21 protein-coding genes are annotated in these 24,910 nt (G+C 73.3%); 6 read left to right on the top strand and 15 right to left on the bottom strand.

The genetic code is table 11. The features are described from left to right. The first annotated feature begins 19 nt into the window (after positions 1-19). Together ACIF8T_RS31500 and ACIF8T_RS31495 are read left to right on the top strand one after the other, a co-directional pair. Positions 20-193, top strand: a complete 174-nt coding sequence (locus ACIF8T_RS31500; protein ID WP_400039703.1) for a hypothetical protein — start codon at positions 20-22, stop codon at positions 191-193. Next, positions 180-413, top strand: coding sequence for a hypothetical protein (locus ACIF8T_RS31495; RefSeq protein WP_400039701.1), 234 nt, complete (start codon positions 180-182; stop codon positions 411-413). Before ACIF8T_RS31500 ends, ACIF8T_RS31495 begins: the two co-directional genes overlap by 14 nt. Positions 414-637: 224 nt before the next feature. Here the strand turns inward: ACIF8T_RS31495 and ACIF8T_RS31490 are convergent, their stop codons facing one another. Together ACIF8T_RS31490 and ACIF8T_RS31485 are read right to left on the bottom strand one after the other, a co-directional pair. Next, entirely contained in the window at positions 638-1,093 is a 456-nt protein-coding gene (locus ACIF8T_RS31490; protein WP_400039700.1) for a hypothetical protein, read from the bottom strand. A gap of 398 nt (positions 1,094-1,491) precedes the next feature. Then, positions 1,492-1,623 (bottom strand): hypothetical protein, encoded by a 132-nt coding sequence (locus ACIF8T_RS31485; RefSeq protein WP_400039698.1) that lies wholly within the window; start codon positions 1,621-1,623, stop codon positions 1,492-1,494. A 371-nt stretch (positions 1,624-1,994) separates the two neighbouring features. Between ACIF8T_RS31485 and ACIF8T_RS31480 the strand changes: the two genes are divergently transcribed. Further along, entirely contained in the window at positions 1,995-3,026 is a 1,032-nt protein-coding gene (locus ACIF8T_RS31480) for a LacI family DNA-binding transcriptional regulator (protein ID WP_400039696.1), read from the top strand. Positions 3,027-3,033: 7 nt separating this feature from the next. Beyond that, positions 3,034-3,645, top strand: a complete 612-nt coding sequence (locus ACIF8T_RS31475; protein ID WP_400039695.1) for an AbfB domain-containing protein — start codon at positions 3,034-3,036, stop codon at positions 3,643-3,645. Here the strand turns inward: ACIF8T_RS31475 and ACIF8T_RS31470 are convergent. The 8 genes from ACIF8T_RS31470 to ACIF8T_RS31435 all read right to left on the bottom strand — a co-directional run bounded on the left by ACIF8T_RS31470 (position 3,599) and on the right by ACIF8T_RS31435 (position 16,452). Then, entirely contained in the window at positions 3,599-6,874 is a 3,276-nt protein-coding gene (locus ACIF8T_RS31470) for a LamG-like jellyroll fold domain-containing protein (protein WP_400039693.1), read from the bottom strand. The two genes, ACIF8T_RS31475 and ACIF8T_RS31470, sit on opposite strands and share 47 nt — an antisense overlap. Positions 6,875-7,328: 454 nt before the next feature. Further along, a complete protein-coding gene (locus ACIF8T_RS31465) occupies positions 7,329-10,364 on the bottom strand; it encodes a family 16 glycoside hydrolase (RefSeq protein ID WP_400039691.1) in 3,036 nt (1,011 codons plus the stop codon). A 297-nt stretch (positions 10,365-10,661) separates the two neighbouring features. Then, positions 10,662-10,856, bottom strand: a complete 195-nt coding sequence (locus ACIF8T_RS31460; protein ID WP_400039689.1) for a hypothetical protein — start codon at positions 10,854-10,856, stop codon at positions 10,662-10,664. Positions 10,857-11,022: 166 nt separating this feature from the next. Then, a complete protein-coding gene (locus tag ACIF8T_RS31455; protein WP_400039688.1) occupies positions 11,023-11,346 on the bottom strand; it encodes a hypothetical protein in 324 nt (107 codons plus the stop codon). A gap of 289 nt (positions 11,347-11,635) precedes the next feature. Further along, complete coding sequence (locus ACIF8T_RS31450; protein WP_400039686.1) at positions 11,636-12,769, bottom strand: XdhC family protein; 1,134 nt, start codon at positions 12,767-12,769, stop codon at positions 11,636-11,638. Next, on the bottom strand, positions 12,762-14,912 hold the full coding sequence (locus ACIF8T_RS31445) for a xanthine dehydrogenase family protein molybdopterin-binding subunit (protein ID WP_400039684.1): 2,151 nt from the start codon (positions 14,910-14,912) through the stop codon (positions 12,762-12,764). The genes ACIF8T_RS31450 and ACIF8T_RS31445 overlap by 8 nt, the downstream gene beginning before the upstream one ends. Beyond that, on the bottom strand, positions 14,909-15,901 hold the full coding sequence (locus tag ACIF8T_RS31440) for an FAD binding domain-containing protein (protein WP_400039683.1): 993 nt from the start codon (positions 15,899-15,901) through the stop codon (positions 14,909-14,911). The genes ACIF8T_RS31445 and ACIF8T_RS31440 overlap by 4 nt, the downstream gene beginning before the upstream one ends. Then, complete coding sequence (locus tag ACIF8T_RS31435) at positions 15,898-16,452, bottom strand: 2Fe-2S iron-sulfur cluster-binding protein (RefSeq protein WP_400039681.1); 555 nt, start codon at positions 16,450-16,452, stop codon at positions 15,898-15,900. Before ACIF8T_RS31435 ends, ACIF8T_RS31440 begins: the two co-directional genes overlap by 4 nt. Before the next feature lie 282 nt (positions 16,453-16,734). On the opposite strand from ACIF8T_RS31435, the gene ACIF8T_RS31430 reads away from it, so the two are divergent. Together ACIF8T_RS31430 and ACIF8T_RS31425 are read left to right on the top strand one after the other, a co-directional pair. Further along, positions 16,735-17,313 (top strand): TetR/AcrR family transcriptional regulator, encoded by a 579-nt coding sequence (locus ACIF8T_RS31430; protein ID WP_400039680.1) that lies wholly within the window; start codon positions 16,735-16,737, stop codon positions 17,311-17,313. 275 nt (positions 17,314-17,588) lie between these two features. After that, positions 17,589-18,791, top strand: a complete 1,203-nt coding sequence (locus ACIF8T_RS31425; protein ID WP_400039678.1) for a cysteine desulfurase-like protein — start codon at positions 17,589-17,591, stop codon at positions 18,789-18,791. Positions 18,792-19,067: 276 nt separating this feature from the next. Here ACIF8T_RS31425 and ACIF8T_RS31420 read toward each other — a convergent pair whose 3' ends face one another. The 5 genes from ACIF8T_RS31420 to ACIF8T_RS31400 all read right to left on the bottom strand — a co-directional run bounded on the left by ACIF8T_RS31420 (position 19,068) and on the right by ACIF8T_RS31400 (position 24,274). Beyond that, entirely contained in the window at positions 19,068-19,508 is a 441-nt protein-coding gene (locus ACIF8T_RS31420; RefSeq protein ID WP_400039677.1) for a septal ring lytic transglycosylase RlpA family protein, read from the bottom strand. 147 nt (positions 19,509-19,655) lie between these two features. Beyond that, a complete protein-coding gene (locus tag ACIF8T_RS31415) occupies positions 19,656-20,486 on the bottom strand; it encodes a glycoside hydrolase family protein (protein ID WP_400039676.1) in 831 nt (276 codons plus the stop codon). 10 nt (positions 20,487-20,496) lie between these two features. Next, on the bottom strand, positions 20,497-21,300 hold the full coding sequence (locus ACIF8T_RS31410) for a thaumatin family protein (protein WP_400039674.1): 804 nt from the start codon (positions 21,298-21,300) through the stop codon (positions 20,497-20,499). Positions 21,301-21,885: 585 nt separating this feature from the next. Further along, positions 21,886-22,542 carry a fasciclin domain-containing protein gene (locus ACIF8T_RS31405; RefSeq protein ID WP_400039673.1) on the bottom strand — a complete coding sequence of 219 codons (657 nt, stop codon included), beginning with the start codon at positions 22,540-22,542 and terminating at the stop codon, positions 21,886-21,888. 70 nt (positions 22,543-22,612) lie between these two features. Then, complete coding sequence (locus tag ACIF8T_RS31400) at positions 22,613-24,274, bottom strand: sulfite oxidase (RefSeq protein ID WP_400039671.1); 1,662 nt, start codon at positions 24,272-24,274, stop codon at positions 22,613-22,615. Positions 24,275-24,910 lie beyond the last annotated feature (636 nt).

Raw genomic sequence — 24,910 nt, 5'->3', positions numbered from 1 at the left:
GTGGGATCGGAGCCATGCCATGGAACAGGTAGGGGACAAGCCGGAGGACGTGCGCAAGCACCTCGAAGAGGAACAGGCGCGGCCCGGGCAGAAGCAGCCGCCCCGGCACGAAGAAGGGCAGGGCGGGCAGACGGAGGACGCCGCTGCCGAGGACGGCACCGAGCCGCCCGGACAGACCGGTGACCGCGCCTGAGCGGTGTGCGCTCGCCCGGCTGACGGCCGCAAGCCCGTACGACGACCGTCCCGCGGCGGCCGTCGACACGGGTCGTGCCGTCGCCCGGGCCACCCGCTCGGCGGACGGGCGGCTCGGCCACGTCCTCGACGACGGCAGGCGCGTCGGCGCCCCGCCCCGGTCGAGGGCCGAGCCGAGCGGGAGGCCGGCCAGGTCCCCGGTCACCGCGCCGGTCTCCTGATGAGCGAGGCCGTCGAGGCCCGCCTGCCGTAGCTGTGGCCGTGGCCGTGGCTTCGGCCCGGTACGGCGCGCCGGGTCGCGGGCGGTGCCGGGGCCGAGGGGTACCGGCCCGCCGCCCCTCCCGGCCGAGGAGGACCAGCGGTGGGCCGGTGAGGTCGGTCCGGTGCGGGCCGCCGTGCCCGGCGCGCGGCTGACGGGCCGTCGCCCGTGGTGCGTCAGGGCTTCTCAGGTGTGCGAACCGGCTGAGTACAGGGAGAAGTTGAGGATCCTGCGTCTCCTCCAGTAGACGATCCCCAGATAGAGATGGGGGCCGACCTGGCGGATCTCGTCCCGTACCCGGTGCGCGACGAGCGAGGTGCGGGAGTAGTCCAGGACGATGCAGTCGCCGCCGTCCAGCAGGCTCTCGTCCCGGTAGACCCGCGCGCGTATCGCCGGGATGCCGAAGGGCGTGACCCGGTTGCGCAGTCCGGCGCCGTCGGGGTCGAAGACCTTGCCCTGCCATGCGAGCCGCGCGAGCGCGGCCACCGACCTGGACACCTTCGCGCCGCGGGCCGCCAGCACGGTGCCACGTGCCTCGCCGCGAGGCGTCTCCCCGGGACGACCGGCGCGGAACAGCCGGTCGAGCTCCGGCCGCGACAGGGTCAGCAGCTCGTCGACGTCCGCACCCGTGTAGTGGCTCATCGCGCACCTCCAGGGCGGTCCTGCGCGTCACACCATCGTATTTCGGCCCGCCTGCCCCGTCATCCCAGGGCCACGGCGCCGGCTGCCGCAGGACGAGGACGGTACGGCTCTCGTCGGCGAGCCGGGCGCCGCGGTTCAGGAAGTCGGCGGTCAAGGCAGCGGCCACTCGGCCGGGTCCGCCGCGGCTGCCGACCGCCCGACTGCCCTGCGGTGAACAAGACCCGCACGGCAACCGTGACTTCATGGGACTCAAGCCGGCACCGGCGCACGGCCGACGCCCTCCGGCCGGGGGATGTCGCGCGCGTACCGGTTGTCCGCGGACGTGCTTGCCGGCGGCTCACGGCGCCTGCCCGTCAGCGACGAGCGCGGTGACCGGGCGGTGGGGTGCCCTGTCGTGGTCAACGCGGTGAGCTCCGGTGCCCACCGTCGAATCCGGCCGCGATCCGTGTGGCGGCCGTGATCCGTGCGGCGGCCGCGGCGGCATCGGTGAGATCGATGGCCGCGAACCAGTCCTGCGGCTTGGTGAGCACTGCATGCGTGTGGAGCGTCCCGCCGCTCTCCCGGTGTGCCTGGATCCCCTCACCCGGCTCGGGCACAGCGGCGGCCCGCCGCCGACCGCTTTCGCGACCGCGGGACGGCCGTAGCAGGCCGCGCCCGTAGACCGGCGACCGGCCGGGGGACGACACTCGTTCTGACGGCCACGAGCCGTCCGACCTGGGGTTCGACCCGCCGAACGGAGCCTGTCGGCCGTGGCGCCGGCGCTCGCCCGTCACCTTGTCAGTGCGGTACGGATGTGTATATAACGCTGTAAAGTTCGAGGCCCGGGGCTCGGCGTCAAGCCCGCGGTGACGACACCGTGCCCGCACCGGCCGCCCGGTCGGGCCGCTCTGAAGGGAATGCCGTGCGGGTCAGCCTCAAGGACGTCGCCGCCCACGCGGGGGTCTCCATCAAGACCGTCTCCAATGTGGTGAACAACTACCAGCACGTCACCCCGGCCATGCGCGAGCGCGTCCAGCGCTCCATCGACGCCCTCGGTTACCGGCCCAACCTGGCGGCCCGGCACCTGCGCAAGGGCCGCACGGGCATCATCGCGCTCGCGCTGCCCGAACTCGGCAACCCGTACTTCGCCGAACTGGCCGCCGCGGTCATCGACGCCGCCGCCGCCCACGACTACATCGTGCTGCTGGATCACACCGGCGGGCACCGTGAACAGGAGATCCTGGTCAGCCAGGGCTTCCGGGCCCGGGTGATCGACGGGCTCATCCTGAGCCCGATCGAGCTGGAGGCCGACGACCTGCGCGACCGTGCCGAGAACGTACCGCTGGTGCTGCTCGGCGAACGCGACTACGACCTGCCGTACGACCACATCGCCATAGACAACGTGGCGGCGGCCCAGGGCGCGGTCCGGCACCTGATCGGCCTCGGACGCCGGCACGTGGCGTTCATCGGAGCCCGGCGCGGCCGCAGCGAGCCCGCGCAGCTGCGCGTCCGCGGGTGGCGTGAGGAACTCACCGCCGCCGGGCTCCCGGCCGACGACGCACTCGTCGCCGCCACCGACGGCTGGGGCCACGCGGACGGCGCGGCGGCCATGACCCGCATCCTCGACGCCGGGCGGCGTCCCGACGCGATCTTCGCCTACAACGACCCGATGGCCATCGGCGCGATGCGGGTCCTGCACGAGCGTGGCCTGCGCGTCCCCGAGGACATCGCGGTCGTCGGGTTCGACGACGTGGTCGAGGGCCGTTTCGGCGCGGTGACGCTGACCTCCGTGTCTCCGGACAAGGAGGCCATCGGCCGGCTCGCCGTCGAATCGGTGCTCGCCCGGCTCGGCGGCGAGCCGGCCGAGCCCCGCCGCGTCTGGGCCGACTACCGCCTGGTCGAGCGGGAGAGCACACTGGGGCGCGGCACGACCGGGGGCCGCGACAGCGCCTGACCGGGGCGTGGCGCCGAAGGCGGCGTCCTCGCCCGGCCGGCCCCGTTCCGCCGTGCGGCGAGTGGTGCGTGCCGGTGCCCGGGCGTGGGCGCCGCCCCCGGCGGACGCCGGGCAGCCGGCGTCGTTCACCGAGCAGATCCGCGTCCATGAGGAGGCCGGCAGCGGCGGCCTGTTCCGGGCGGACGCCACCTTCTGCCCCGTCCGGGGCGCCGACGGCGGGGTGCGGTTGTCCGCGTACGATTTCCCGGAGCAGTACCCGCGCCACCACGACGCCCGGCTCTGGCCGGCCACCCCGGGCGGCACGCGCCCCTGGGACAGCCCGCCCTCTTCACGGAGGACACCACATGGACCGTGGAGGCCCCGTGGGCACCGCGCCCCGGGCCTGGTGAGCGAACGGAGCGGGCGGCGGCGTCCCACGGGGCGCCGCCGCCCGCTTCCGGTACCCGCTCCCCGAGGAGGACCGGGACGGCCGGACGCGGTGCGCGCCGCGGGGGGCGGTGTCCGGCTCCGTGACGCACGCGGTCCCGGCGGGGGGGCTCTGCCCCCGCCGGGACCGCCGGTCGTGGTGCGGACTACGGCTTCTCCTCCGCGTGGAGCGCGCTCACCTCCTCGGCGGTGAGCGCCTTGTCGAAGGCGTGGACCTCGTCGACCGCCCCGTTCCAGAAGTCGACGTTCGCGCCGTCCCACTTCGCGCGGCCGACGGCCAGCGGGCCCGTGCTGCCGTACGCGGGGCCGCCGGTGGCGGTGGCCGCGAGCTTGCCGTCGACGTACAGCCTGATCTCGCCGCTCGCGGCGTCCCGCACGCCGGCGAGGTGGTACCAGCGGCCCGTCTCCACGCTCGTCCCGAACCGGGCGCGCTGCTCCCCGGGCGTGCTGAACGCGAAGACCCCGTGACCGTACTGCAGGTAGAACGGGTTGGCCTGCGCCCTGGTGTCCTGGCTGACCGCGGTGGCGTAGTTGCCGGGCAGCTCGTCGAGCCGCACCCAGGCCGACACCGAGTAGCTCCCGCTGGTGTCGAGCACCGGGCCGTCGGTCTCGGCGTACTGCTGCCGCCCGTCGAACTCCAGGGCGCTGCCGCTGACGCCGGTGGTCCAGGTGGTGCCCTCGGTGAGCCGCAGCGGCTTGTCGTTGGGGCCCTGGTCCCCGGCGGTCGTGCCGGTGCCCTCGTCCAGGGTCCAGTGCCCGCCGCCCTTCAGCGGGCCCCGTTCGCCCGCGGCGGCGCCGGCCGCGATGACCCTGCGGTTGACCTCCCGGACCCGGACCGGGTCGACCTTGATCTCCCGGCGGTCGTAGGTGTAGAGCCCGTTGAGCTCGTTCTCCAGGTCGGAGATCTGCGTGTACACCGAACCGGAGAGCTCCGCCCCGGCCTGTTCCAGGTAGAACCGCTCGGTGTTCTCGACGTACTTGCGGGTCAGCTGCTCCTTGGTCTCGACACCGCTGTAGATCACCGTCGGGGCGCCCGGCCACATGTGCCCCGGGGTGCGCAGGGTGAACCCGCCGTGCTCGCCGTCCATGGCGGCGCGCCCGGCGTCGGGGAAGGGCGGGTCGTCGTTGTTGTAGTCGTGGTGGTCGATGATGTCGCCCTTGCCCGAGTCGCCCTTGGAGTTGCAGCAGTTGACCCCGCTGTGGGCGTTGACGATCCGGGAGGGGTCGGCCGCCTTGACGGACTCGGCGATACGGCCGCTCTCCTCGCGGTCCCACTCGCCCCAGCCCTCGTTGAAGACGATCCAGCCGATCACCGAGGGGGAGTTGTGGTGCTGGCGCACCATCTCCATGCCCTGGTCGGTGAACGCCTTGCGCCCGGCCTGGGTGGTGATGTTCCCGGAGACGAAGTCCTGCCAGACCAGCAGGCCGAGCCGGTCGGCGTGGTAGAACCAGCGCGGCGACTCCACCTTGATGTGCTTGCGCACGGCGTTGAAGCCGAGCTGCTTGTGGGCCTTCAGGTCGAAGGCGAGGGCCTCGTCGCTCGGCGGCGTGTAGAGGCCGTCCGGCCAGAAGCCCTGGTCGAGCGTGGCGAGGGAGAAGACCGGCTTGCCGTTCAGCACGAGTTTTCGGAAGCCGCCGACCTTCTGGATGCCCGTCTCGCGCATGCCGAAGTAGCTGCCGACCCTGTCGGTCGACCCGCCGTCGGTGAGCTTGACGTCGAGGTCGTAGAGATAGGGGTCGTCCGGGCTCCACAGGTGCTGGTCGGCCACGGGCAGCCGCAGCCGCTGGTTGGCCGGTCCGCTGATCCTGCCGACGACCTTGCCGTTCTTGTCACGGGCCACGGCCTCGACCCGCGCCCGGGCGGAGGCGTCGTCGGACTCGACGGTCACCGCCAGGCTGCCGGTGTCGATGTCGGGCGTGGTGACTACGTTGTCAACGGACGTGTCGGGGACGGGTTCCATCCACACCGTCTGCCAGATGCCCGACGACTGGGTGTAGAAGATGCCGCCCGGGTTCCTGGACTGCTTGCCCATCGGCTGGTCGGCGCCGCCGGTGTCGGTGACCGCGACCACGATCTCCTGCGGACCGCTGCCGTCGAGCGCGTCGGTGATGTCGGCGCTGAAGGCGTTGTAGCCGCCGGTGTGCTCGGCGACCTCGGTGCCGTTGACGAAGACGCGGGCCCGGTAGTCCACGGCGCCGAAGTTGAGCTTGAGCCGGTTGCCCGCGTCGCCCTTGCCGACCTTCCAGCTCTTCGGCACGGTCACGAGCTTGCGGTAGAACATGTGGTCCTCGTGCCGCTCCAGCCCGGAGAGCTGGGACTCGACCGGGAACGGCACGATGATCCTCTCGTCCAGGTCCTTGCCGAAGACCGGCTGCTCGCCCGCCTCGGCGGCGCTGAACTGCCACGGGCCGTTGAGGTTCCGCCACTTCGCCCGCACCTGCTGCGGACGGGGGTACTCGGGCAGCGGGTTCCCGGCGTCGACCTTGTCGCCCCACGGGGTGGTGAGCCGGTGGGTGGAGGAGTTCTCGGCGTAGCGCATGATCCTCGGCACGCGCTCGCCGCCGGCCGTCAGGCCGCCCGCGCCGTCGTAGACGACGCGGACCAGCTGGTTCTTCTGGACGGGCTCCGCCAGCGTGACGAGCAGGGAGGTGCGGTCCCCGGGCACGACCGCCACCGACTTGATCGGCATGGCGGTCGTGTCGGCCTCCACCTTCAGGTGGTCCGCGATGCCCCGCACGCCACCGACCGCGTCCTCGAACCGGGCGCGCAGGCGCCGCCCGTCCCCGGCGACCGACAGCTCCACGGGATAGACCTCGAAGCCGGCCGGCGGGGTGAACGCGGACATCGGCACGAGCTGCTTCGGGGTCGTCGGGGTCGACCAGCGCAGGAACATGTTCGCGCCGCCGGTGTCCTGGAACATCTCCAGACGCAAGTCGTGCTTCTCCCCGGCGACCAGCCGGACCGGAGCGCTGTTCTGCTCCCTGTCCCAGTCCGGCTCCCAGTGGTCGATGACCGGCTCGCCGTCGATGAACAGCCGGAAGCCGTTGTCGCCGATGGCGTGGAAGGTGTAGTCGCCGGTGGCCGGAGCCTCGATCCGTCCCGTCCAGCGGGCGGTGGTGTGCTCCGTCCTGCCGGTCAGCTCCTGGAACGTGCTCGTCAGACCGGAGAAGTTGATCTGCGGATCGAGCAGCGCGCCGCCGAGCTCGGCGAAGTCCCGGGCGCCGGGCGCCGACATGCTGAAGTACTCGCCCTTCAGACCGTGCACCGCGAGGGCGGCCTGCCCGGCGGGGCGGGCCGCAGGACCGCCGGTCGGCTCCGCAGCCGAGGCGGTGGCGGCCAGGCCGCCGGGGGGCAGGAGCAGGGCGGCGGCGGTCAGCAGCGCCCACACTCCGGTGCGTGGGCGGGAGTGTCGTCTTGTCATCGGACCTTTCCTCGCACGGAGGCCGCGGACCGGCACCGGTGGTGCGCCTGGGGAAGCAGAGGGCTCAGGTGACGGCAGAGGAGGTGCGGGTGCGGTCAGGCGGCTCTTTCAACGTTGGAAAACGGGTGACCACGGAATGACAGCACGCCCCCCGGTGACTGTCCAGACCTCGCGCACCACTGCGCCGGCCCGCCGTGACGGGGCAGGGGCGCGCACACGCACCGTGGCCGGACCCGCCGGTCCCGGTGGGCCGGGCCGGCCCGACCGCCGCCCAGGGCGGTGCCGTTGCCGTACGGACCCGCAGGCGGGGTGGTGGGCGGGCAGGCCTGCGCGCAGGCCGGTGGCCGGGGCACCGCGGAGGGCACCGCGCTCACGGCACCCGGCACGCTCCGCGCGGGGGACGGCCTGACGGGTTCGGCCGTCCCCCGCACGACCGGTCGCGGCGTGCGGCCGGTCAGCTCAGCGGTTCGACCCACACGTTGCGGTAGCGGACCTTGTTGCCGTGGTCCTGGAGCTTGACCGGTCCGGTGGCCGGGCCTTCGGCGATGCCGCCGCCGGTCGGCCCGTCGATGACCACGTCGTCGTGGACCTTCTTGCCGTTCCACACCACCGTGACCCGGGCCTTCTCGGTCATCTCGCCGGCGCTGTCGTAGCGCGCCGCCCGGAAGACGATGTCGTACGACTGCCAGGTCCCCGGCGGCGACGACGCGTTGGTGTCGGCCGCCTTCTGCTGGTAGATGGCGCCGGCCTCGTTGTCGGCGAGGGTGGTCACTCCGTAGGAGTCGAGGACCTGGATCTCGTAGCGGTTCTGGAGGTAGACGCCGCTGTTGCCACGGTCCTGGCCGGTGACGTCGTCGGGGAGCTCGGGGACGCGGAACTCGACGTGCAGCCTGTGGTCGCCGAAGTTCTGCTTGGTGCGGATGTCCCCGCAGCACACCTCGACGGAGCCTCCTTCGGTCCGGGGCCACTCGACCGCCCGGCCGTCGGTGTGCTGCCACTGCGAGAGGCTGCCGCCGTCGAACAGTTTGACGCGTTCTCCGGGACGGCCGAGGTGGATCATGTCGAGGTTGACATGGCCGTCGTCGCCCTCGTCGTACCGGTAGGCGATGGTGTTGACGCCCTTGCGCAGCGTCAGCCTCTCGCTCCGCGTCGCCCAGGTGTCCCAGTCGGCGGTCGGCGGCAGGACCGTCCGGCGGACCTTGGTCCCGTTGACGTAGAGGCTGATGCTCTTGTCGCCGCGGAAGGGGTGCGGGCCGTTGGCGTAGCGCAGTCCCACGTCGTACGTGCCCTTCCTGGCGACGTCGACGCGGAAGGTGGTGGTGGCGCCGGGGGTGTCGTAGCGGTCGACGAAGCCGCCACCGGAGTAGCCCGGGTGGTCCTTGTTGATGCCGGCGCCGCCGCCGAGCTTGGCCTCCTCCGCCTCGTGGGCGGTGACGGGCGTCTTCTTGCCGGGGATCGCGTTGAGGGTGTACCAGGCCTCGGTGCTCCACAGGGTCTCGCCGTCGTCCGCGGCGAAGGGACGCGGGGAGCGGATGTGCACCACGCGGTCGGTCTTGAGCCCGGGGATCTCCAGCCGGACCCGCTTGCGGTCGTCCGAGACGACGGCGCGGGACACGGCCAGCGGCTCCTCGTCGATCTTCGGGCCGCCGTACTCGGGCGTGGGCGAGTAGCGCCACTGGCGGACCTGGTAGCTCCGGGCGATCTTGTCGACGGTCTCCTGGGAGAGGGGCCGGGTGTACGTGAGGACGAAGCCGTCGCCCGTGGCGCGCATCGAGTGGATGTCGAAGGCGTTGGTGCCGTTCGGGGTCAGCTTCTGGAGGCCGAAGCGGAGCTTGCCTTCCTGGCCCCAGTTGCCGTCGGCGCCGAGGCCGCCGACGTAGACGGCGCCGTCGGGGCCGACGCTGATGCGGTTGACGCCCGCCTCCAGGCCCTGGGTGTGGCGGAAGACGGCACCCTGGTACTCGCCGTCGATCTTCTCCAGGTTCGCGCGCTGGATCCCGCCGTAGGTGACGTCGCCGAAGAGCATCTGCCCGGCGAAGGGGCCCTTCTTCAGCAGGAGCGGCGTGCTGGGCGAGTTGGCGATCTCGTTCTGCGGCAGCCACAGGACCGGCTTGGTCACCGGACGGTCGTCGAAGGGGCCGGGCCGGAGGGGGGCGTCCCCGCCCGTGCCGTCCCGGTACCGCGTGTAGTGGTTGAAGAAGCGGTCCTGCTTGATGTGCACCAGCTTCGAGGAGGGCAGCCAGCCGCCCTGGTTGTCGGTGACGAAGATGCCCTTGTCCGGGCCCCAGCCGATGCCGTTGGGCGTGCGCAGGCCCCCGGCGAGGTAGGAGACCTTGCCGGTCGCCCTGTTGACCTTGATGGTCGTGCCGCGGCCGCCCTCGGCCGGCTGCGGGTCGGTCGTGGCGCCGCCGTAGTTGATGGAGACCGACAGGTTCAGGTAGAAGCTGCCCTTGTCGTAGAGCAGGCCGAAGGCGAACTCGTGGAAGTTGCCGCCGTAGGGCCAGGCGGCGATCCTCCTCTTCTCGTCGGTGACTTCGTCGCCGTCGCGGTCGGTCAGCTCGGTCAGCTGGTGCTTCTCCGAGACGTACAGCTTGCCGTCGACGTACTTGATGCCCATGGGCTCCTTGAGCCCCGAGGCGACCTTCTGGGCCGTGACCTTCTCCGGGCCGGTGTCCCCGGTGACGTTGTCCAGGAGATAGACCTCCCCGTCGCTGGTCTCGCTCTCCCCCCAGGTGGACACGGCCAGTCTGCCGTCCGGCAGCCAGTCCATGGCGGAGACCTTCGGTTCGAAACCGGCGGGACGCAGGTCGGTGAGGGTGTAGTTCGGGTGGACCCCGGCCAGCGGCAGGCCGTCGCCCGGACTGTCCTGGCCGCCGACGCACTCCTTGCGGCCGGGCGCGGTGACGCGTACGACTCCGGCGTCGGTGCTCAGCGCCGAGTTGGGCACCAGGGCGAAGTCCGCGGCGCCCGGCGGCTTCCACTGAAGAGTGAGCTGCTGCCCGCCGCCCGCCTCGAAGTGCTCGATGCGCAGCGGGTGCAGACCGGCGGTCAGCTGGACGCTGCCGTCCTTGGGTTCCGCGCCGTGCAGACCGTCGTGGTCGATGACCTCCCGGTCACCGATGTACAGGCGTGAGCCGTCGTCGCTGATCAGACGGAAGGCGTACGTACCGTCCTGCGGCACCTGGAGGTTGGCGAGGGCGTGGGAGACGAAGTTGGCGGCCATGCCGAAGTCCGCGTCCGTCGTCCAGTCGACGGTGGGCATCAGCTTGTCGATGTTGGGCGTCTGGCCGCCCTTCAGCTCGCAGAGCTTCTTCAAGGGCGCCTGCACGTCGAAGACGCGCAGCGTCACTCCGGGTTCCTGCGGCGGGATCTCCGCGGCGGCCCGGGCGGCCGGCTGGGCGGCGGCGGGGGTCCAGCTTCCGACGACGACTGCGGCGAGTGCCAGCCCCGCAGCATGTCTGCGGAGCCGGCGGTGCGGCCGGTGACTCACTCTTCCTCCTGGCGCTCGGGGGCACGGACCGCGGACACCTGGTCAGGGGGAACCGGCCTTCGACCCCGGACGGACGGCGAAGGCGGGCATCTGCGGTCCAGCGGTTGCGGGTTGCGCTGTACACGGGGGAGTGGTTGCGACCAAGACGGTAAGGACTTTCGCTCTCGCCGTCCATGCTTTGTCCTCGAAAAGTCGAAAGAACTGAGCATGATGATCCGTCGCGTTCACCGGTCCGGAGCCGGGAGGTGGCGAATCCCGGGCGGCGGACATGGGCGAGGCCGGTCGCCGGTGTCGGGGTCAGCCGGTGGTGTCGACGGTGGTGGTGGCGGTGGCGGTGGCCGTCGTCGGCACGGGGGCCGCTGCCCCACCGGTGTCGTCGATGATTCCGGGCCTCACCTCGGAGCCGCACGTGGGCCGCAGGGCGGACACCTTGGTCCCGTCCGGGTACCGGGCCGGCCCGCGGCGCGGCAGGTCGCGATACGGGGAGTTCAAGGTGACGACCCGTAACGGGGTCGTGGAACCGGACTGGCAGAGGCAGACGTCACGGTCCCCGTCGGCCGTGATGCCGGCTGCGACCGCCCGTCCGGGGCGAGACCCGTGTCCTCGATGCCGCTGCCCGGGTCCGGGTGGTGGGCGACCTCCCGGTCCTGCCCGGAGCTCACGTCGTGCACCTGCGGCGCACCCGGTGAGGCCTCGGTCCCACCGGCCACGAGGAGGCCGGGGCACCGGGGGAGGGGGCGAGCATCGGCCTGCCGTACCCGGTCCACCCGGGCAGCACGCCCGGGTCGGCCACCGGCTCGGGGCGGGCGACGCTGACGGATCCGATGCCGCCGTTCCCGTTCTCGCCGGGGGAGAACCACAGCCTGCCGCCCGCCACGGCCGGGCTCTCCGGACCGGTGTCCGCTCCCGTGACGAGGCGGCGCGTCTCCCGCAGCGCGGCCGGGTCGGCGACGGTGTTGCTGCCCGGCGCACTGACGCACACGCGCCCGTGGCTGCCGCCGGTGAGGGGCCGCCCGTGCGACGCGACGGGCAGGACGGCGCCGCCGTCCGCGTGCGCCGTGCCTGTGCCCGTGGCCGGCGGACCCGGCCACGGTGATGAGGAACGTTCCTGCCGCGTTGCCGTGCTGCTGCGTGGGCGCATGTGTGCATGTACGCCGAGCCCCATCGGCCGGCCCGCCGCGATCACGGCGGACCGGCCGAACCCAGGGCGGAGCAGGGGACTTGAACCCGCGATCGTCCCGGGTGGGACGGCGTCGAACAGTGACGGTCCGTCAGGCGGCGGCCGTGTCACGGGCGTCGCGGTGGATGGGCGTCCCGGTGCCGGTCAGCGGTGCGCCGGTACCGCCCCGGCGGGCCGCGACGATCTCCGCCGCGATCGACAGCGCGGTCTCCTCCGGGGTGCGGGCGCCGAGGTCGAGACCGATCGGGGACCTGAGCCGGGCCAGCTCCCGCCGCCCCACGCCCGCCTCGCGCAGCCGCCGCTCGCGGTCGGCGTGGGTGCGGCGCGAGCCCATCGCCCCCACGAACGCCACCGGCATGCCCAGGGCCTCCTTCAGCAGCGGCACGTCGAACTTCACGTCGTGGGTGAGCACGCACAGCACGGTGCGCCGGTCGGTCGCGGTGCCGCGCAGGTAGCGGTGCGGCCAGTCGACCACGACCTCGTCGGCTTCCGGGAAGCGGGCAGGGGTGGCGAAGACCGGACGGGCGTCGCACACGGTGACGTGATAGCCGAGGAACTTGCCCGCCCGCACCAGTGCCGCCGCGAAGTCGATCGCACCGAAGACGATCATGCGGGGCGGCGGCACCGACGACTCGACGAGCAGGGTCAGGCCGCCGGGGCAGCGGGAGCCGTCCGCCGCGAGCTCGACGGTTCCGGTGCGTCCGGCGTCCAGCAGCGCCCGGGCCTCGGCCGCCGCCGTCCGGTCCAGCTCCGGGCCGCCGCCGACGCCGCCCTCGCGGGAGCCGTCCGCGCGGACGAACACGGTCCCGCCCAGGAGCTCCGCCGGGCCCCGGACGACCCGTGCGAGCGCGCCCGGCTCACCGCGGACGACGGCCGACAGCGCCGCCCGGAGCACCGGCCGCACGGGGCCGTGCGCGCGGACCGGACTCACCAGGACGTCGATGACCCCGCCGCAGGTCAGTCCGACCGCGAAGGCGTCCTCGTCGCTGAAGCCGAACCGTTCGACACGGGTCTCGCCGTCCTCCAGCGCCTGGACGCACAGCTCGTACACCGCGCCCTCCACGCACCCTCCGGAGACGGAGCCGACCGCCGTGCCGTCCCGGTCGACGGCGAGGGCGGCACCGGGGCCGCGCGGGGCGCTGCCGCCGACGGACACGACCGTCGCCACCGCGAACTCCCTGCCCTCGGTCAGCCACCGGTGCAGCTCACCGGCGATGTCAAGCACCCGGTCCTCCCGTCCGCGGCCCGCCGTCCGCCCGGAGCACCCGGTCCGGGCGGATGGGCAGGTTCCGGTGGCGTATGCCGGTGGCGTGCCACACCGCGTTGGCGATGGCAGCCGCCGCGCCCACGACGCCGATCTCACCGACGCCCTTGATGCCGACCGGGTCGTCGGGGTCCGGGTCGTCCACCCAGTCCGCCTCGACCGCCGGGACGTCGGCGTGGGTCGCGACGTGGTAGCCGGCCAGGTCGGCACCGTAGTGGCCGCCCGAGACGTGGTCGCGGACCGCCTCCTCGTGCAGGGCCATGGAGATGCCCCAGATCATGCCGCCGACGAGCTGGCCCCGCGCGGTGAGCGGGTTGACGATCCGGCCCGCCGCGAAGATCCCCAGCATCCGGCGTACCCGCACCTCGCCGGTGGTGACGTCCACGGCGACCTCGGCGAACTGCGCCCCGAAGGAGTGCCGCTCCGTGTGGGCGAGGGCGCCGAGGGCGGCGGTGGTGTCGGAACGCACGGTGATGCCCTCCGGCGGCACGGCGGCGCCCGGGACGAGCCGGTCGCGCAGTTCGCCGGCGGCGGCGGTGACCGCCCAGGCCCAGGAGCGGGTGCCCATCGACCCGCCGGCGAGCCCCGCCGGGCCGAAGTCGCTGTCGCCGATCAGCACCCGGACCCGGCCGGGCGGCACCCCGAGCGCGTCGGCGGCGACCAGGGTGAGGGCGGTGCGGGCCCCGGTGCCGATGTCGGCCGCGGCGATCCGCACGGTGAAGGTGCCGTCCGCCTCGGCGGTCACCGCGGCCGTCGAGGGGAGGGCGCCCGCGGGGAAGGAGGCGGCTGCCGTGCCCGTGCCGAGCAGCCAGCGTCCGTCGCGGCGCAGGCCGGGCCGCGGGTCGCGGTCGGCCCAGCCGAAGCGCCGGGCGCCCTCCCGGAAACAGGCGGCGAGGTTGCGGCCGGCGAAGGGCAGTCCCGAGACCGGGCTCCGCTCGGGGTCGTTGCGCAGCCGCAGTTCGACCGGGTCGAGGCCGCACTTCTCGGCGAGCTCGTCGAGCGCCGACTCCAGCGCGAACGACCCCGGTGCCTCGCCCGGCGCCCGCATCCAGGCCGGGGACGGCACGTCCAGCCGTACCACCTCGTTGACCGTGCGGTGGGCGTCGGCGTCGTACATCGTCCGCGCCGCCCCGGCGCTCGGTTCGACGAACTCCCAGACCGTCGACGTCTGGTTCAGCGAGCGGTGCTCCAGGGCGCGCAGCCGTCCGCCGGCGTCCGCGCCGAGCCGGACGCGCTGTGCGGTGGGGCTGCGGTAGCCGGTGAGCGAGAACATCTGCCGGCGCGTCAGCACCACGCGCACGGGGCGCCGCAGGGCGCCGGCGGCCATCACGGCGGACACCTGGTGGGCCCGCAGGCCCTTGCTGCCGAAGCCGCCGCCGACGTGCTCGGAGCGGACCCGCACCGCGGACGGGTCCAGCGAGAACATCTTCACGAGTTCGTCCGCGACCCAGGTGGTGCTCTGGTTGGAGTCCACGACCTCGAGCCGGCCGTTGTCCCAGTAGGCGGTCGCCGCGTGCGGCTCCATCATCCCGTGGTGTTCCTCGGGCGTGGTGTACTCCTCGTCCACCACGTGGGCGCAGGCGGCGAGTTCGGCCTCCAGGTCGCCCTTCTCCGTGACGGCGGGCATGTGCCCGTCCGCCGGGTAGGCGTCCGGGCGGCCGGCGGAGAACGCGATGTCGTGCGGCTGCCGTTCGTAGGTGACGACCAGTGCCTCCGCGGCCTCGCGGGCCTGCTCGGGGGTCTCGGCGACGACGAGCGCGACGGGCCACCCGGCGTGCGGGATCCGGTCGTGCTGGAAGACGGCGGCGGTCGGGTCCGGCGGGACGCCCAGCATGCCGACGTAGTCGGTTTCGAGGCGGGGGGCGTTCCCGTGGTGCAGGACGGTCAGCACGCCCGGCATGGCGAGCACGGGCGCGGTCTCGACGGACAGGATCCGGCCGCGCGCGACGGTGGACAGCACGAGCCAGCCGTGGGCCAGGTCCGTGAACGGGATCTCGCCGGCGTACCGGGCGGCCCCGGTGACCTTGTCGCGGCCCTCCACGCGGGTGTGCGCGGTGCCGACGGCGCCCGTCGCCGTCGTGCGGCCGGTCGTGGCGGTGGTCATCGGGCGGCCTCCTCGGCGAGTTCGGACAGGACGGCCACCACCAGGTTGCGCATGAGGGTCACCTTGTAGGCGTTGTCGGGCAGCGGCCTGGCCGCCGTGAGTTCGGCGTCCGCCGCCGCGGCGAAGTGCTCCGGCGTGGCCGGGGCGCCGGTCAGCACCCGTTCGGCGGCACGGGCCCGCCAGGGCCGGGACGCCACCGCCCCGAAGGCCAGCCGGGCCTCGCGCACGACGCCGTCGTCCACCTCCAGGGCCGCGGCGACGGAGCCGATCGCGAAGGCGTAGGAGGCGCGTTCGCGGACCTTGCGGTAGCGGGAGCGGGCGGCGGCGGGTATCGGCGGCAGCGTGACGCCGGTGATCAGCGCGCCGGCCGGCAGGGCCGTCTCCCGGTGCGGGGTGTCGCCCACGGGCAGGTAGAAGTCGGCGAGGGGCAACTCGCCCGGCCCGTCGGCCGTTTCGTACGAGACGACGGCGTCGAGGGCGGTCAGCGCGACGCCCATGTCGGAGGGGTGGACGGCCACGCAGTGGTCGGAGGCGCCCAGGACGGCGTGGTTGCGGTGCTCGCCGGTGAGGGCGGGGCAACCGCTGCCCGGCTCGCGCTTGTTGCAGGGCTTGGTCACGTCGGTGAAGTAGCCGCAGCGGGTGCGCTGGAGCAGGTTGCCGCCCACGGTGGCCATGTTGCGCAGCTGCCCGGACGCCCCGGCGAGCACCGCCTGGGTCAGGACCGGGTAGCGGCGGCGGACCTCGGGGTGGGCGGCGAGCTCGCTGTTGGTGACGGTGGCGCCGACGCGCAGCCCGCCGCCGTCGGCCGGCTCGATCCGGTTCAGCGGCAGCCGGCGGACGTCGACGAGCCGGGCGGGGCGCTCGATGCCCGCCTTCATCAGGTCGACGAGGTTGGTGCCTCCGCCGAGGTAACGCGCGTCCGGGTCGGCGCCGAGCAGCGCCACCGCGCCGGAGACGTCGTCGGCGCGCCGGTAGTCGAACTCCCTCACGCCGCGGCCTCCTCGGTCCCGGAGGTCTCCGCGGCCGCGCGGGCGACGGCTCGGGCGATGGACACGTAGGCGCCGCAGCGGCACAGGTTGCCGCTCATCCGCTCGCGTATCTCCTCGGGGGTCAGCGGTGGCGGGCCCGCCTCGGGCCGTACGTCCTCGGTGACGGCGCTGGGCCAGCCCGCGGCGTGCTCCTCGATGACGGCGACGGCCGAACAGATCTGGCCGGGTGTGCAGTAGCCGCACTGGAAGCCGTCCAGGTCGAGGAAGGCCTGCTGCACCGGGTGCAGGCGATCGCCCTCGGCGAGCCCCTCCACGGTGGTGATCTCCTGGTCGTCGGCCGCGACGGCCAGTTGGAGACAGGACACGGTGCGGCGGCCGTCGACCAGGACCGTGCAGGCGCCGCACTGCCCGTGGTCGCAGCCCTTCTTGGTGCCGGTGAGGTCGAGGCGCTCGCGCAGGGCGTCGAGCAGGGTGGTGCGGTGGTCGACGGACAGCGTGTGCTTGTCGCCGTTGATGCGCAAAGTGACGGTGCTGGTCGTCGAGGGGGGCATGGCAGCCTTCTTTCGCGGATCCGGGACGTCCGGCGGACGGCGTTCCGGAAGGCGGGCGAGTCGGTGGTGTGGGGGTGCTGTACGGAACGGGGGCGGTTCGGGACCATGAGGGGCGCGGAGGGCCGGGCACCGGCCGCCCGGGCCGGGGCACGGACCGTCCCGCACCGTCCGTGTCCGCCGATACGATGGACCGAAGCGGACGGCTGTCCGTTACTGGAAACGTAGTGGACAGCTGTCCGGTTAACAAGGACGGGTTTCGGCCACGACCCGTGAGGAGGACGAGTGCGGGAGAAGAAGGACGCGCCCCTGCGTTCCGACGCGCAGCGCAACCGCGAGCGCATCCTGGAAGTGGCCCTCGTCGAGCTGACCCGCTCGGCTGACACCCCGCTGAGCGTGATCGCCAGGAAGGCGTGCGTCGGACAGGGCACCTTCTACCGGAACTTCCCCAGCCGTGAGGCACTCGTCCTGGAGATCTACCGGCACGAGATGCGGCAGGTCGCCGACAGCGCGGCCCAGCTGCTGGCGACCCGGGAACCCGACCGGGCCCTGCGCGAGTGGATGGACCGGCTCGCCCGGTTCGCCATGACCAAGGCCGGGCTGGCCGACGCCATCCGGCAGGCCACCAGCGGGCCGGGGAGCCCCGCGAAGCCGGGACACAGCCCGGTGACCGAGGCGGCCGACCTCCTGCTGCGCGCCTGTGAGGAGGCCGGAGCCATCCGCCCGGGGGTGACCGCGGACGACCTGCTCCTCGCCATCGGCGGCCTCTGGCAGCTCGACCCCGCCGAGGACTGGCAGCCCCGCGCCACCTGCCTGCTGGACCTCATCATGGACGGCCTGCGCGCGGGGGCACCGGGACAGTAGCGCCCCCGCCGGACGACCGGCGACGGCTCCCGCAGTTCCCGCGGACGGCCTCCACCGCAGGGCAGCGCGAAGGCCGGAGCGGGGCGCACCGGTGAGTGCGCGGGACACGCCCGTGCGGCGCCCCCGCACCGGTGATCGGCCGGGCGCGAACGCTCGACGGACACCCCGGGACGCCCGGGACCGTGTGCCGGGAGCAGGACCGGGGACGGAGACCGGCACCCGTGCCGGAACCCGGCGGATCTTGACGTCGGGGCGGGGCCGTGAAGGATGTGCTCATGGATCTCGACATCGACCGCGTCCGCGGCTGTTTTCCCGCGCTCACCGAGGGCGTGGCCCACTTCGACGGGCCCGGCGGCACGCAGGTGCCCCGGCAGGTGGCGCAGGCCGTCGCCGACACCCTGTGCGGCGGCGTCTCCAACCGCGGCACCGTCACCGCGGCCGAGCGGCGGGCCGAGTCCGTGGTCGCCGGCGCCCGCGCGGCCATGGCCGACCTGCTCGGCTGCCGCCCCGGCGGGGTGGTCTTCGCCCGCTCTATGACGCAGGCGACCCTCGACATGGCGCGGGCCCTTGCCCGGCAGTGGGGCGAGGGCGACGAGATCGTGGTGACGCGGCTGGACCACGACGCGAACATCAGGCCCTGGACCATCGCCGCCGAGGCGGCCGGCGCGACCGTGCGGTGGGCCGGCTTCGACCCGGTGACCGGCGAGCTCACGGTCGACGACGTGGCCGCCGTGCTGACACCGCGCACCCGCCTGGTGGCGGTGACGGCCGCGTCCAACCTGCTCGGGACCCGGCCCGACATCCCCGCGATCGCCGAAGCCGCGCACGCGGTCGGCGCGCTGCTGTACGTGGACGGGGTGCACCTCACCCCGCACGCCGCCGTCGCGATGACGGACTTGGGCGCGGACTTCTACGCCTGCTCGCCCTACAAGTTCTGCGGACCGCACCACGGCGTGGTCGCCGCCGCCCCCGAACTGCTGGAGACGATCCGCCCGGACAAACTCCTGCCCTCCACCGACGCCGTCCCCGAGAGGTTCGAACTCGGCACCCTGCCCTACGAGTTGCTGGCCGGGACCACCGCCGCCGTCGACTTCCTCGCGGACCTCGGCGGCCCGGCGGCGACGGAACGCCGGCCGCGGCTGCTGGACGCGATGCGGAAGGTGGAGGCCCACGAGGCGGAACTCTTCGGCGGACTGCTCGACGGACTGGCCGCGATCGACGGCGTCACCCTGCACGGCTCGCCGAAGCGGCGCACCCCCACCGCCCTGTTCTCCGTCGCGGGCCGCGCACCCCACGAGGTGTACGAGCACCTGGCAGGGCTCGGCGTGAACGCGCCCGCGGGCAGCTTCTACGCCATCGAGGCGGCCCGCCGCATCGGCCTCGGGCCGCAGGGCGCGGTCCGGGCCGGACTCGCCCTCTACAGCGACGCCCGGGACGTCGAGCGGCTGCTGGCCGGCGTCGCCGAACTGGCGCCGTGAGGGACCTCCTGGCCGGCGCCGTGTGAAGGGGCCGGCCGTGGGTAGGCGGTACTCGACTGGGGAGTGAAGCGCGAGGGCGGCGCGCACCGATGAGTGCGCGCCGCCCTCGCACCCGTTCCGGCGCCGGGGAAGCCGGGCGGGGCCGGCGACGGGAGGACCGCTTCGGCGGGGTGACCTGCGGGCTCGACCTCGCCCCGCGAGCGGCTGCGGACCGGTGCCGGGTGTCCGTGGCCGGTCGGCCGGACGGTCGTCGTCCGGCCGTTGCGGTGGGTGGGCTTATCCGAGGACCTCCTGGGTGACGACGATGTGGCCGGCGTCGGGGTTGAGGCTGCCGCCGAGCCGGCCGAAGGCGCCGTCGGTCAGGTCCAGGCACTTGGGTTCCTGCGGGGTCTGCCGGAAGGTGCCCCGGTCGTTGACGCGGACGACGAGGGAGGCGCCGTTGGCGACGTTGGTGACCCGTACGAGGGTTCCGAACGGCAGCTGCGGCGAGCGGGTCAGGGAGGTGGCCGCGGTGTCGGCGTTGTTGTCGAAGAGCTCGCCGCTGGCGGTCAGCGCACCGGCGGGCTGAGGGCCGTAGTGCGTCGCCCAGCAGGTCTCGGCGGACAGACCCGCCGGGCCGGTCCCGGCCGCGCTCACGGGCGCGGCGGAGACCAGTGTGCACAGGGCGGCGGTCGCGGCGGCTGCGGAGGCCGGTCGCAGGAGGAGGTCACGGCGCATGGGGGGCTCCTTTCTCAGGGCGTCGTGGTCGTGCCGGGGTGCGAGCGGGTCGGGAAGACGGTGACGGCCCCCGCCCGGCGGCGGCGCGGGGAACGGCCGTCACCGGGCGGGCGCTGAGCGGCCGTCACCAGGCGGGCGGTGACGAGGTCAGCCGACCGCGCGGTAGGCGGCGCCCACCTCGTTCGCGGTCGCGCCGTCGTACAGGCCCGTGCCGTCGCCGCGGCTGGTGGACAGCGTGAACCACGCGTAGCGCTCGACGTACGGCAGCTGCCCGAGCATGGCGGTGGACTGCCGGACGAACTCCGCCTGCTGGGACCGGCTCGGGTAGCGCGGGGTGCCGGAGGAGAAGTCGGTCAGGGCGTACTCGGTGAGCCAGATCGGCTTGCGGTAGCGGTCGTACACCGCTTGCAGGTATGAGCGCAGGTGGCCGGTGGCGCGGGCCGGGTCGAAGTCGGAGCCGTACCAGTGCACCGGGATGAAGTCCACCCGGTGGCCGCGGGCGGCGGCGCCCCGCATGAAGCGGTCGAGCCAGCCGCCGGGGGTGTCCCCGCCGTAGGCGACCGCGGGGGCGCCGAGCCGCAGGCCGGTGGACTGGAGCCGGGGCCACAGGTCGAGGGCCTGCTCGACGGTCATGTCGGCCTGCCCGGGCATGTCGGGCTCGTTGAAGCCGAGCAGGGCGGTGCCCTGCCGCCGGGCCCGGTCGAGCTCCGCGTCCGTCACGGAGCCGGCGCCCCAGATCATGGGGACGAACTCCACGCCGGGCGGGGCGGTGATCTGCTGCGGGTCCGCCGCCCAGGTGTAGAACCAGCCGGAGCCCGAGTCCCGCAGCGCCTCGCCGGCGCCGGGGAAGTTCCAGGCGCTGACGCCCTTCTTCCCGGCCGCGTCGGCGGTGGCGGGGGCGGCGCCGGCCGGGCCGGGAGCGGTGAGGGCGGCCAGCAGCGCCAGCAGTACGGTCAGGACGATGCGTATTCCGCGCACGTTCCGCTCCTCACGCGCCGGCGTGGAACTCGACGGTGAAGCCGCTGCACGAACTGCACTGCTGCATCACCTGGTTGCCGGGTTCCTGGTCCTGCCGGGACCAGCCGTAGGCCCGCGGACAGCGGGAGGCGATCATGTCGCTGTAAGGGGTCTTGGCGTCCCGGTTGGGGTTGGTGCACAGCATCGGCGTACCGTCGGGCCACCGGGTGAGGTTCTGCGGCGGGCACAGCGGCAGCAGGTTCTGCGAGCAGCCCATCGCGGCGCAACCGCCCCCGCCGGGACCGACGTCGACCGGGGTGATGGTGATGGGCACCGAGAAGGCGTTGACGTAGCTGACGTTGTACCAGGGGGCCAGGCGGTCGGCGGTGTCGAAGTTGAACTCCGCCAGGCTGACGGGCTGTTCGCCGGTCTCGCAGCGGTCGGCGTACTTCCCGCAGTCGCCGAGCAGGCAGTGGAAGGTGCTGCCCGGAGTGCCGCTGCAGCCCATGCGGGCGAAGAACTTGCCGCGCCAGTGACCGGGAGCGGACGTCTCGGGGATGGTGAGGGTCGCCGACTGGCCGGGCTGCAGCACCGGCAGTCCGGTGAGCTGCTTCGAGCCGTCGGCGTTGACGGTGCTGCCGACCCACACCGTACGTCCGGTGCGGTTGACGAACGTGACCGTGTGGGCGACCGCGGCGGACGCGGCCGGCGCCATCGAGCGGGACACCGGGGCGGCGTCCGCACCGGCCCCGCCGGCCGGTGCGGACGTGTGCGGCGCCACCATCACCAGGGCGGCTGCGACCGCCGCGGCGAGGGTGGTCAGTATGTTGCGCACGACTCCTCCGTGGAAGGCGTGTGAGGTGGGGGGTGGGGTCGGCGGGGCGGACGGCCGGGGTTCGACATCGTTGTCACATGTATACCTGTCCCGTTCATGACAGACCGTGCTCCCGATCGGTCCGGAGCCGACGGCGATATATGACAGCGGCGGCCACCGACCGTGTCAATGGTCTGCACCAGGAACCGAACACTTTGAGACACGGGGCGCCGGGCCGACGGTCGCGCCGTGCCGGGCGCGATCTGTACGGGTGCCGTACGAGGTGCGGCGTACACCCGCACCTCGTACGGGCCTGTCACACCGCTGGTGAGGTCCGGCTGCCCGTGGGGCCGGACCTGCGGCATGTCGAAGACCGGATTCGCCCGGCCCGCGTCGCCCCCGCCCAGCGCCCGGAGAACGCTGTCAGCGCCCGCCGGCGGCCCCGCGTCCGCGTGCGGCCGGCCTGGTGCGGCCGGTGGTCGCTCGTCGCTGTCGTCGAAGGGGCCGCGATGCGTTCCGGGGGCGATGCCGCCGTGATCCCGGGCGGGGGTGGGGCAGAGCCCTTCGGCCGGGCGCGCGTTCGTGCGGCGCCCGGCCGACCGGGGGTCAGCTCCGCGGCATCAGGACCGTGTCGATGATGTAGACGGTGGCGTTGGCGGTCCTCACGTTGCCGCAGACCACCTTGGCGGAGTCGTCGACGGTGTAGGACTCGCCGGAGCCGGCAGTCGTCAGCTCGGACTTCTCCAGGGTGTCGAAGGAGCCGTTCTCCAGGTCCTCCGGGGCGAGCTTCTGGCCCACGACGTGGTAGGTGAGGATCTTCGTCAGCTGCTCCTTGTCGTTGAGGACCTTGTCCAGGTCGGCCTTGGGGATCTTGGCGAAGGCGTCATCGGTGGGGGCGAAGACGGTGATGTCCTGGGCGTTGTTGAGGGTGTCGACCAGGCCGGCCTTCTGCACCGCGGTCACCAGAGTGGACAGGGCCGGGTTGTTGGAAGCGGCGGTGGCCACGGGGTCCTCGGCCATGCCGTCGAACGAACCGGCACCGTCCTCGGGCACCGAGGCGCAGGCGGGGCCGAACGGCTCGCCCGTCGCGGAGGTGCCGGAGCCGGCCATGGCGTCGTCGGAGGCGGGAGCGGACGCGGACGCCTTGGTGTCGGCACCGGACCCGGCGGAGCTGCCGCTGTCGTCGGAGCAGGCGCTCAGTGCGAGGGGGAGGACGGCTGCGGCCGCGAAGGTGGCGGCGATGCGGCGGATGCGGATGTTCATGTCGTTTCTCCTGTGGACAGTGCGGCGTTCGCCGCTCGTGCGGGAAAAGGAAGGGGAACGTGGTCTGTGGTTACTCGACGGTCACCACGACGGAGTGCCGGCCGCTGGCGCCGTCGGGGACCATGCGGGTGCGTTCGCCGGTCTGCACCCGGCCGGTGCGGTCGGTGGCGCGGACGGTGAGGGTGTGCCCGCCCCTGGTGGCCTGCCAGGGGAAGGACCACTGGCGCCAGGTGTCCCGGGAGTCCTCGGCGGCCAGGGTGGTCTCCTGCCAGGGGCCGTCGTCGACGCGGACCTCGACACGGTCGATGCCTCGGGTCTGGGCCCAGGCGACGCCGGCCACCATCACGGTCCCGGCCTTCGGGCGGGCGAAGGGCTTGGGGGTGTCGATCCGGGACTGGGTCTTGACGGGAGCTCGGCGGGCCCAGTCGCGTCTGACCCAGTAGGCGTCGTAGGCGTCGAAGGTGGTCAGCTCGATGTCTTCGATCCACTTGCAGGCCGACACGTAGCCGTACAGGCCGGGCACCAGCATGCGGACGGGGAATCCGTGGGCGAAGGGCAGGGGTTCGCCGTTCATGCCGACGGCGAGCATCGCGTCGCGGCCGTCCATGACGTCCTCGACCGGACTGCCGATGGTCATGCCGTCCACCGAGCGGGCGACGAGCTGGTCGGCCGGTCCTCCCCTCGACGGTGGCGTCACGCCGCACTCGTCCAGGAGGTCGGCCAGCCGGACGCCTGTCCAGCGGGCGTTGCCGACATAAGGGCCACCGACCTCGTTGGACACGCAGGTGAGGGTGATGTCCCGTTCGATCAGGCCGCGTTCCAGCAGGTCGTCGAAGGACAGGGTGAGGGGACGGCGTACGCCGGCACCGTGGATGCGCAGCCGCCAGGCCGTGGCGTCGACCCTGGGCACCACCAGGGCGGTGTCCACCCGGTAGAAGTCCTTGCCGGGGGTGATGAACGGACTGACACCCGCCACCCGTACCTGGGCCCCTTCCGGTACCGCCCGGGCGGGTGAGTCCGGAGCCGGAAGCACGAGGCTCCTGCGGGAGGCGACCGCTTCCTCGCCGCTGGAGCCGCTCAGGGCCCGGCCCAGCGCACCCGCCCCCGCCGAGGCGGCAGCAGCGGCGGTCGCCGCGATGACGAAACCGCGCCGGTCCCAGCCCTCGTTCAGGGGCTTGCCCGCATGCCCGGGCGAGTCGTCCGGTGCGGGGCGCGGTGCCAGGAGCCGGCCGATGACGGCATGCAGAAGCGCGGCGGCGGCCACCGCCCCCGCGATGGAGGGCAGCGCGTCGGTGAAGCCGGTGGAATCGGGCCGGCTGGTGGCCGCCGCCGTTCCCACGGCTCCGAAGGCCAGGACTCCTGCGGCTCCGATACGCCGGTGACGCAGGGCCAGGACACCGAGAGCCAGGGCGCACACCGTCAGTACGGCGACGATGCCGATCTGCAGGATCGGTTTGTCGCCGGTGCCGAAGGTGCGGATCGCCCAGTCCTTCACCGCCGTCGGCGTGCGGTCGATGGCGGCGCCACCGACCGCGACGACCGGGCCGGCTTGCGGACGTGTGACCGCCGCCGTCAGTTCGGCGACGGCGAGCGCGGCGAAACCAGCCAGAAGACCGCTCAGCGCGCCCAGTGCGAGACGCAACCGTCCTGCCGTACTCCGCGACTTCTTCTCTTCCTCGCTCACGGGAGTAATCCGGCTCCGCTCGGCGGCCGGATTGGCCCGGAATCCCATCGGATTGTTTTTTCTTCCGGACCAATCCGCGGCTTCCGCGGCTACGGATAATTCCTCGTGCCGGTCAGCTGCGCCCCGTCTTCCGGCCGTGGTCGCCGATGTCGGCACAGGTGTTGCCGAAGGCGGGGCCGAGCAGGCCGATGACGTCTGGGTCACCCAATCGATACGAATAACTCGGCGTGAGATCTCGAAAGCACTGGTGACCGCTCTTCATGACGATCGTCCTGCGACTGCTGCGTCCGGAACAGCTCAAGGAACGTTCGGGCCGGCAGGTGAGACTCCGCTGGGTGGCACGGAGCGCCGTCCGGGTGCACGGTGCGGTGCGTACGTCGTCCAGGTCGCTCGCGGTGAGGTATTCAGCCTGCCCAGGTGAAAGCAATGCCCTGAGCGGCACGTTCAGTGAGGTGGCAGGCAGCGGCGATGCCGCGGAGGCGGCTGGCGGAGCCGCCGACGACGGTCAGAAGCACGCGGACGCGAGGGGTGAGGAAGCCCTTCCTCCGGCCTGGTCCGCTGCCGTGAGCCCTGTGGTGGGGGGGGGGGGGGGCGGGGGGCCGCCCCCCCCCCCGCCCCCCCGGGGCTCGAGACAGTGCCCGCGGAGCCGCGCCATGGTCGGTAGGGGTGGTGCGGGGGGTGGGG

The sequence above is a fragment of the Streptomyces sp. NPDC085946 genome (assembly GCF_044540485.1).
In the GTDB taxonomy this organism is placed as follows: domain Bacteria; phylum Actinomycetota; class Actinomycetes; order Streptomycetales; family Streptomycetaceae; genus Streptomyces.
Note: the sequence above shows the minus strand (reverse complement) of the source record. Positions and strands in the feature narration are given on the sequence as shown.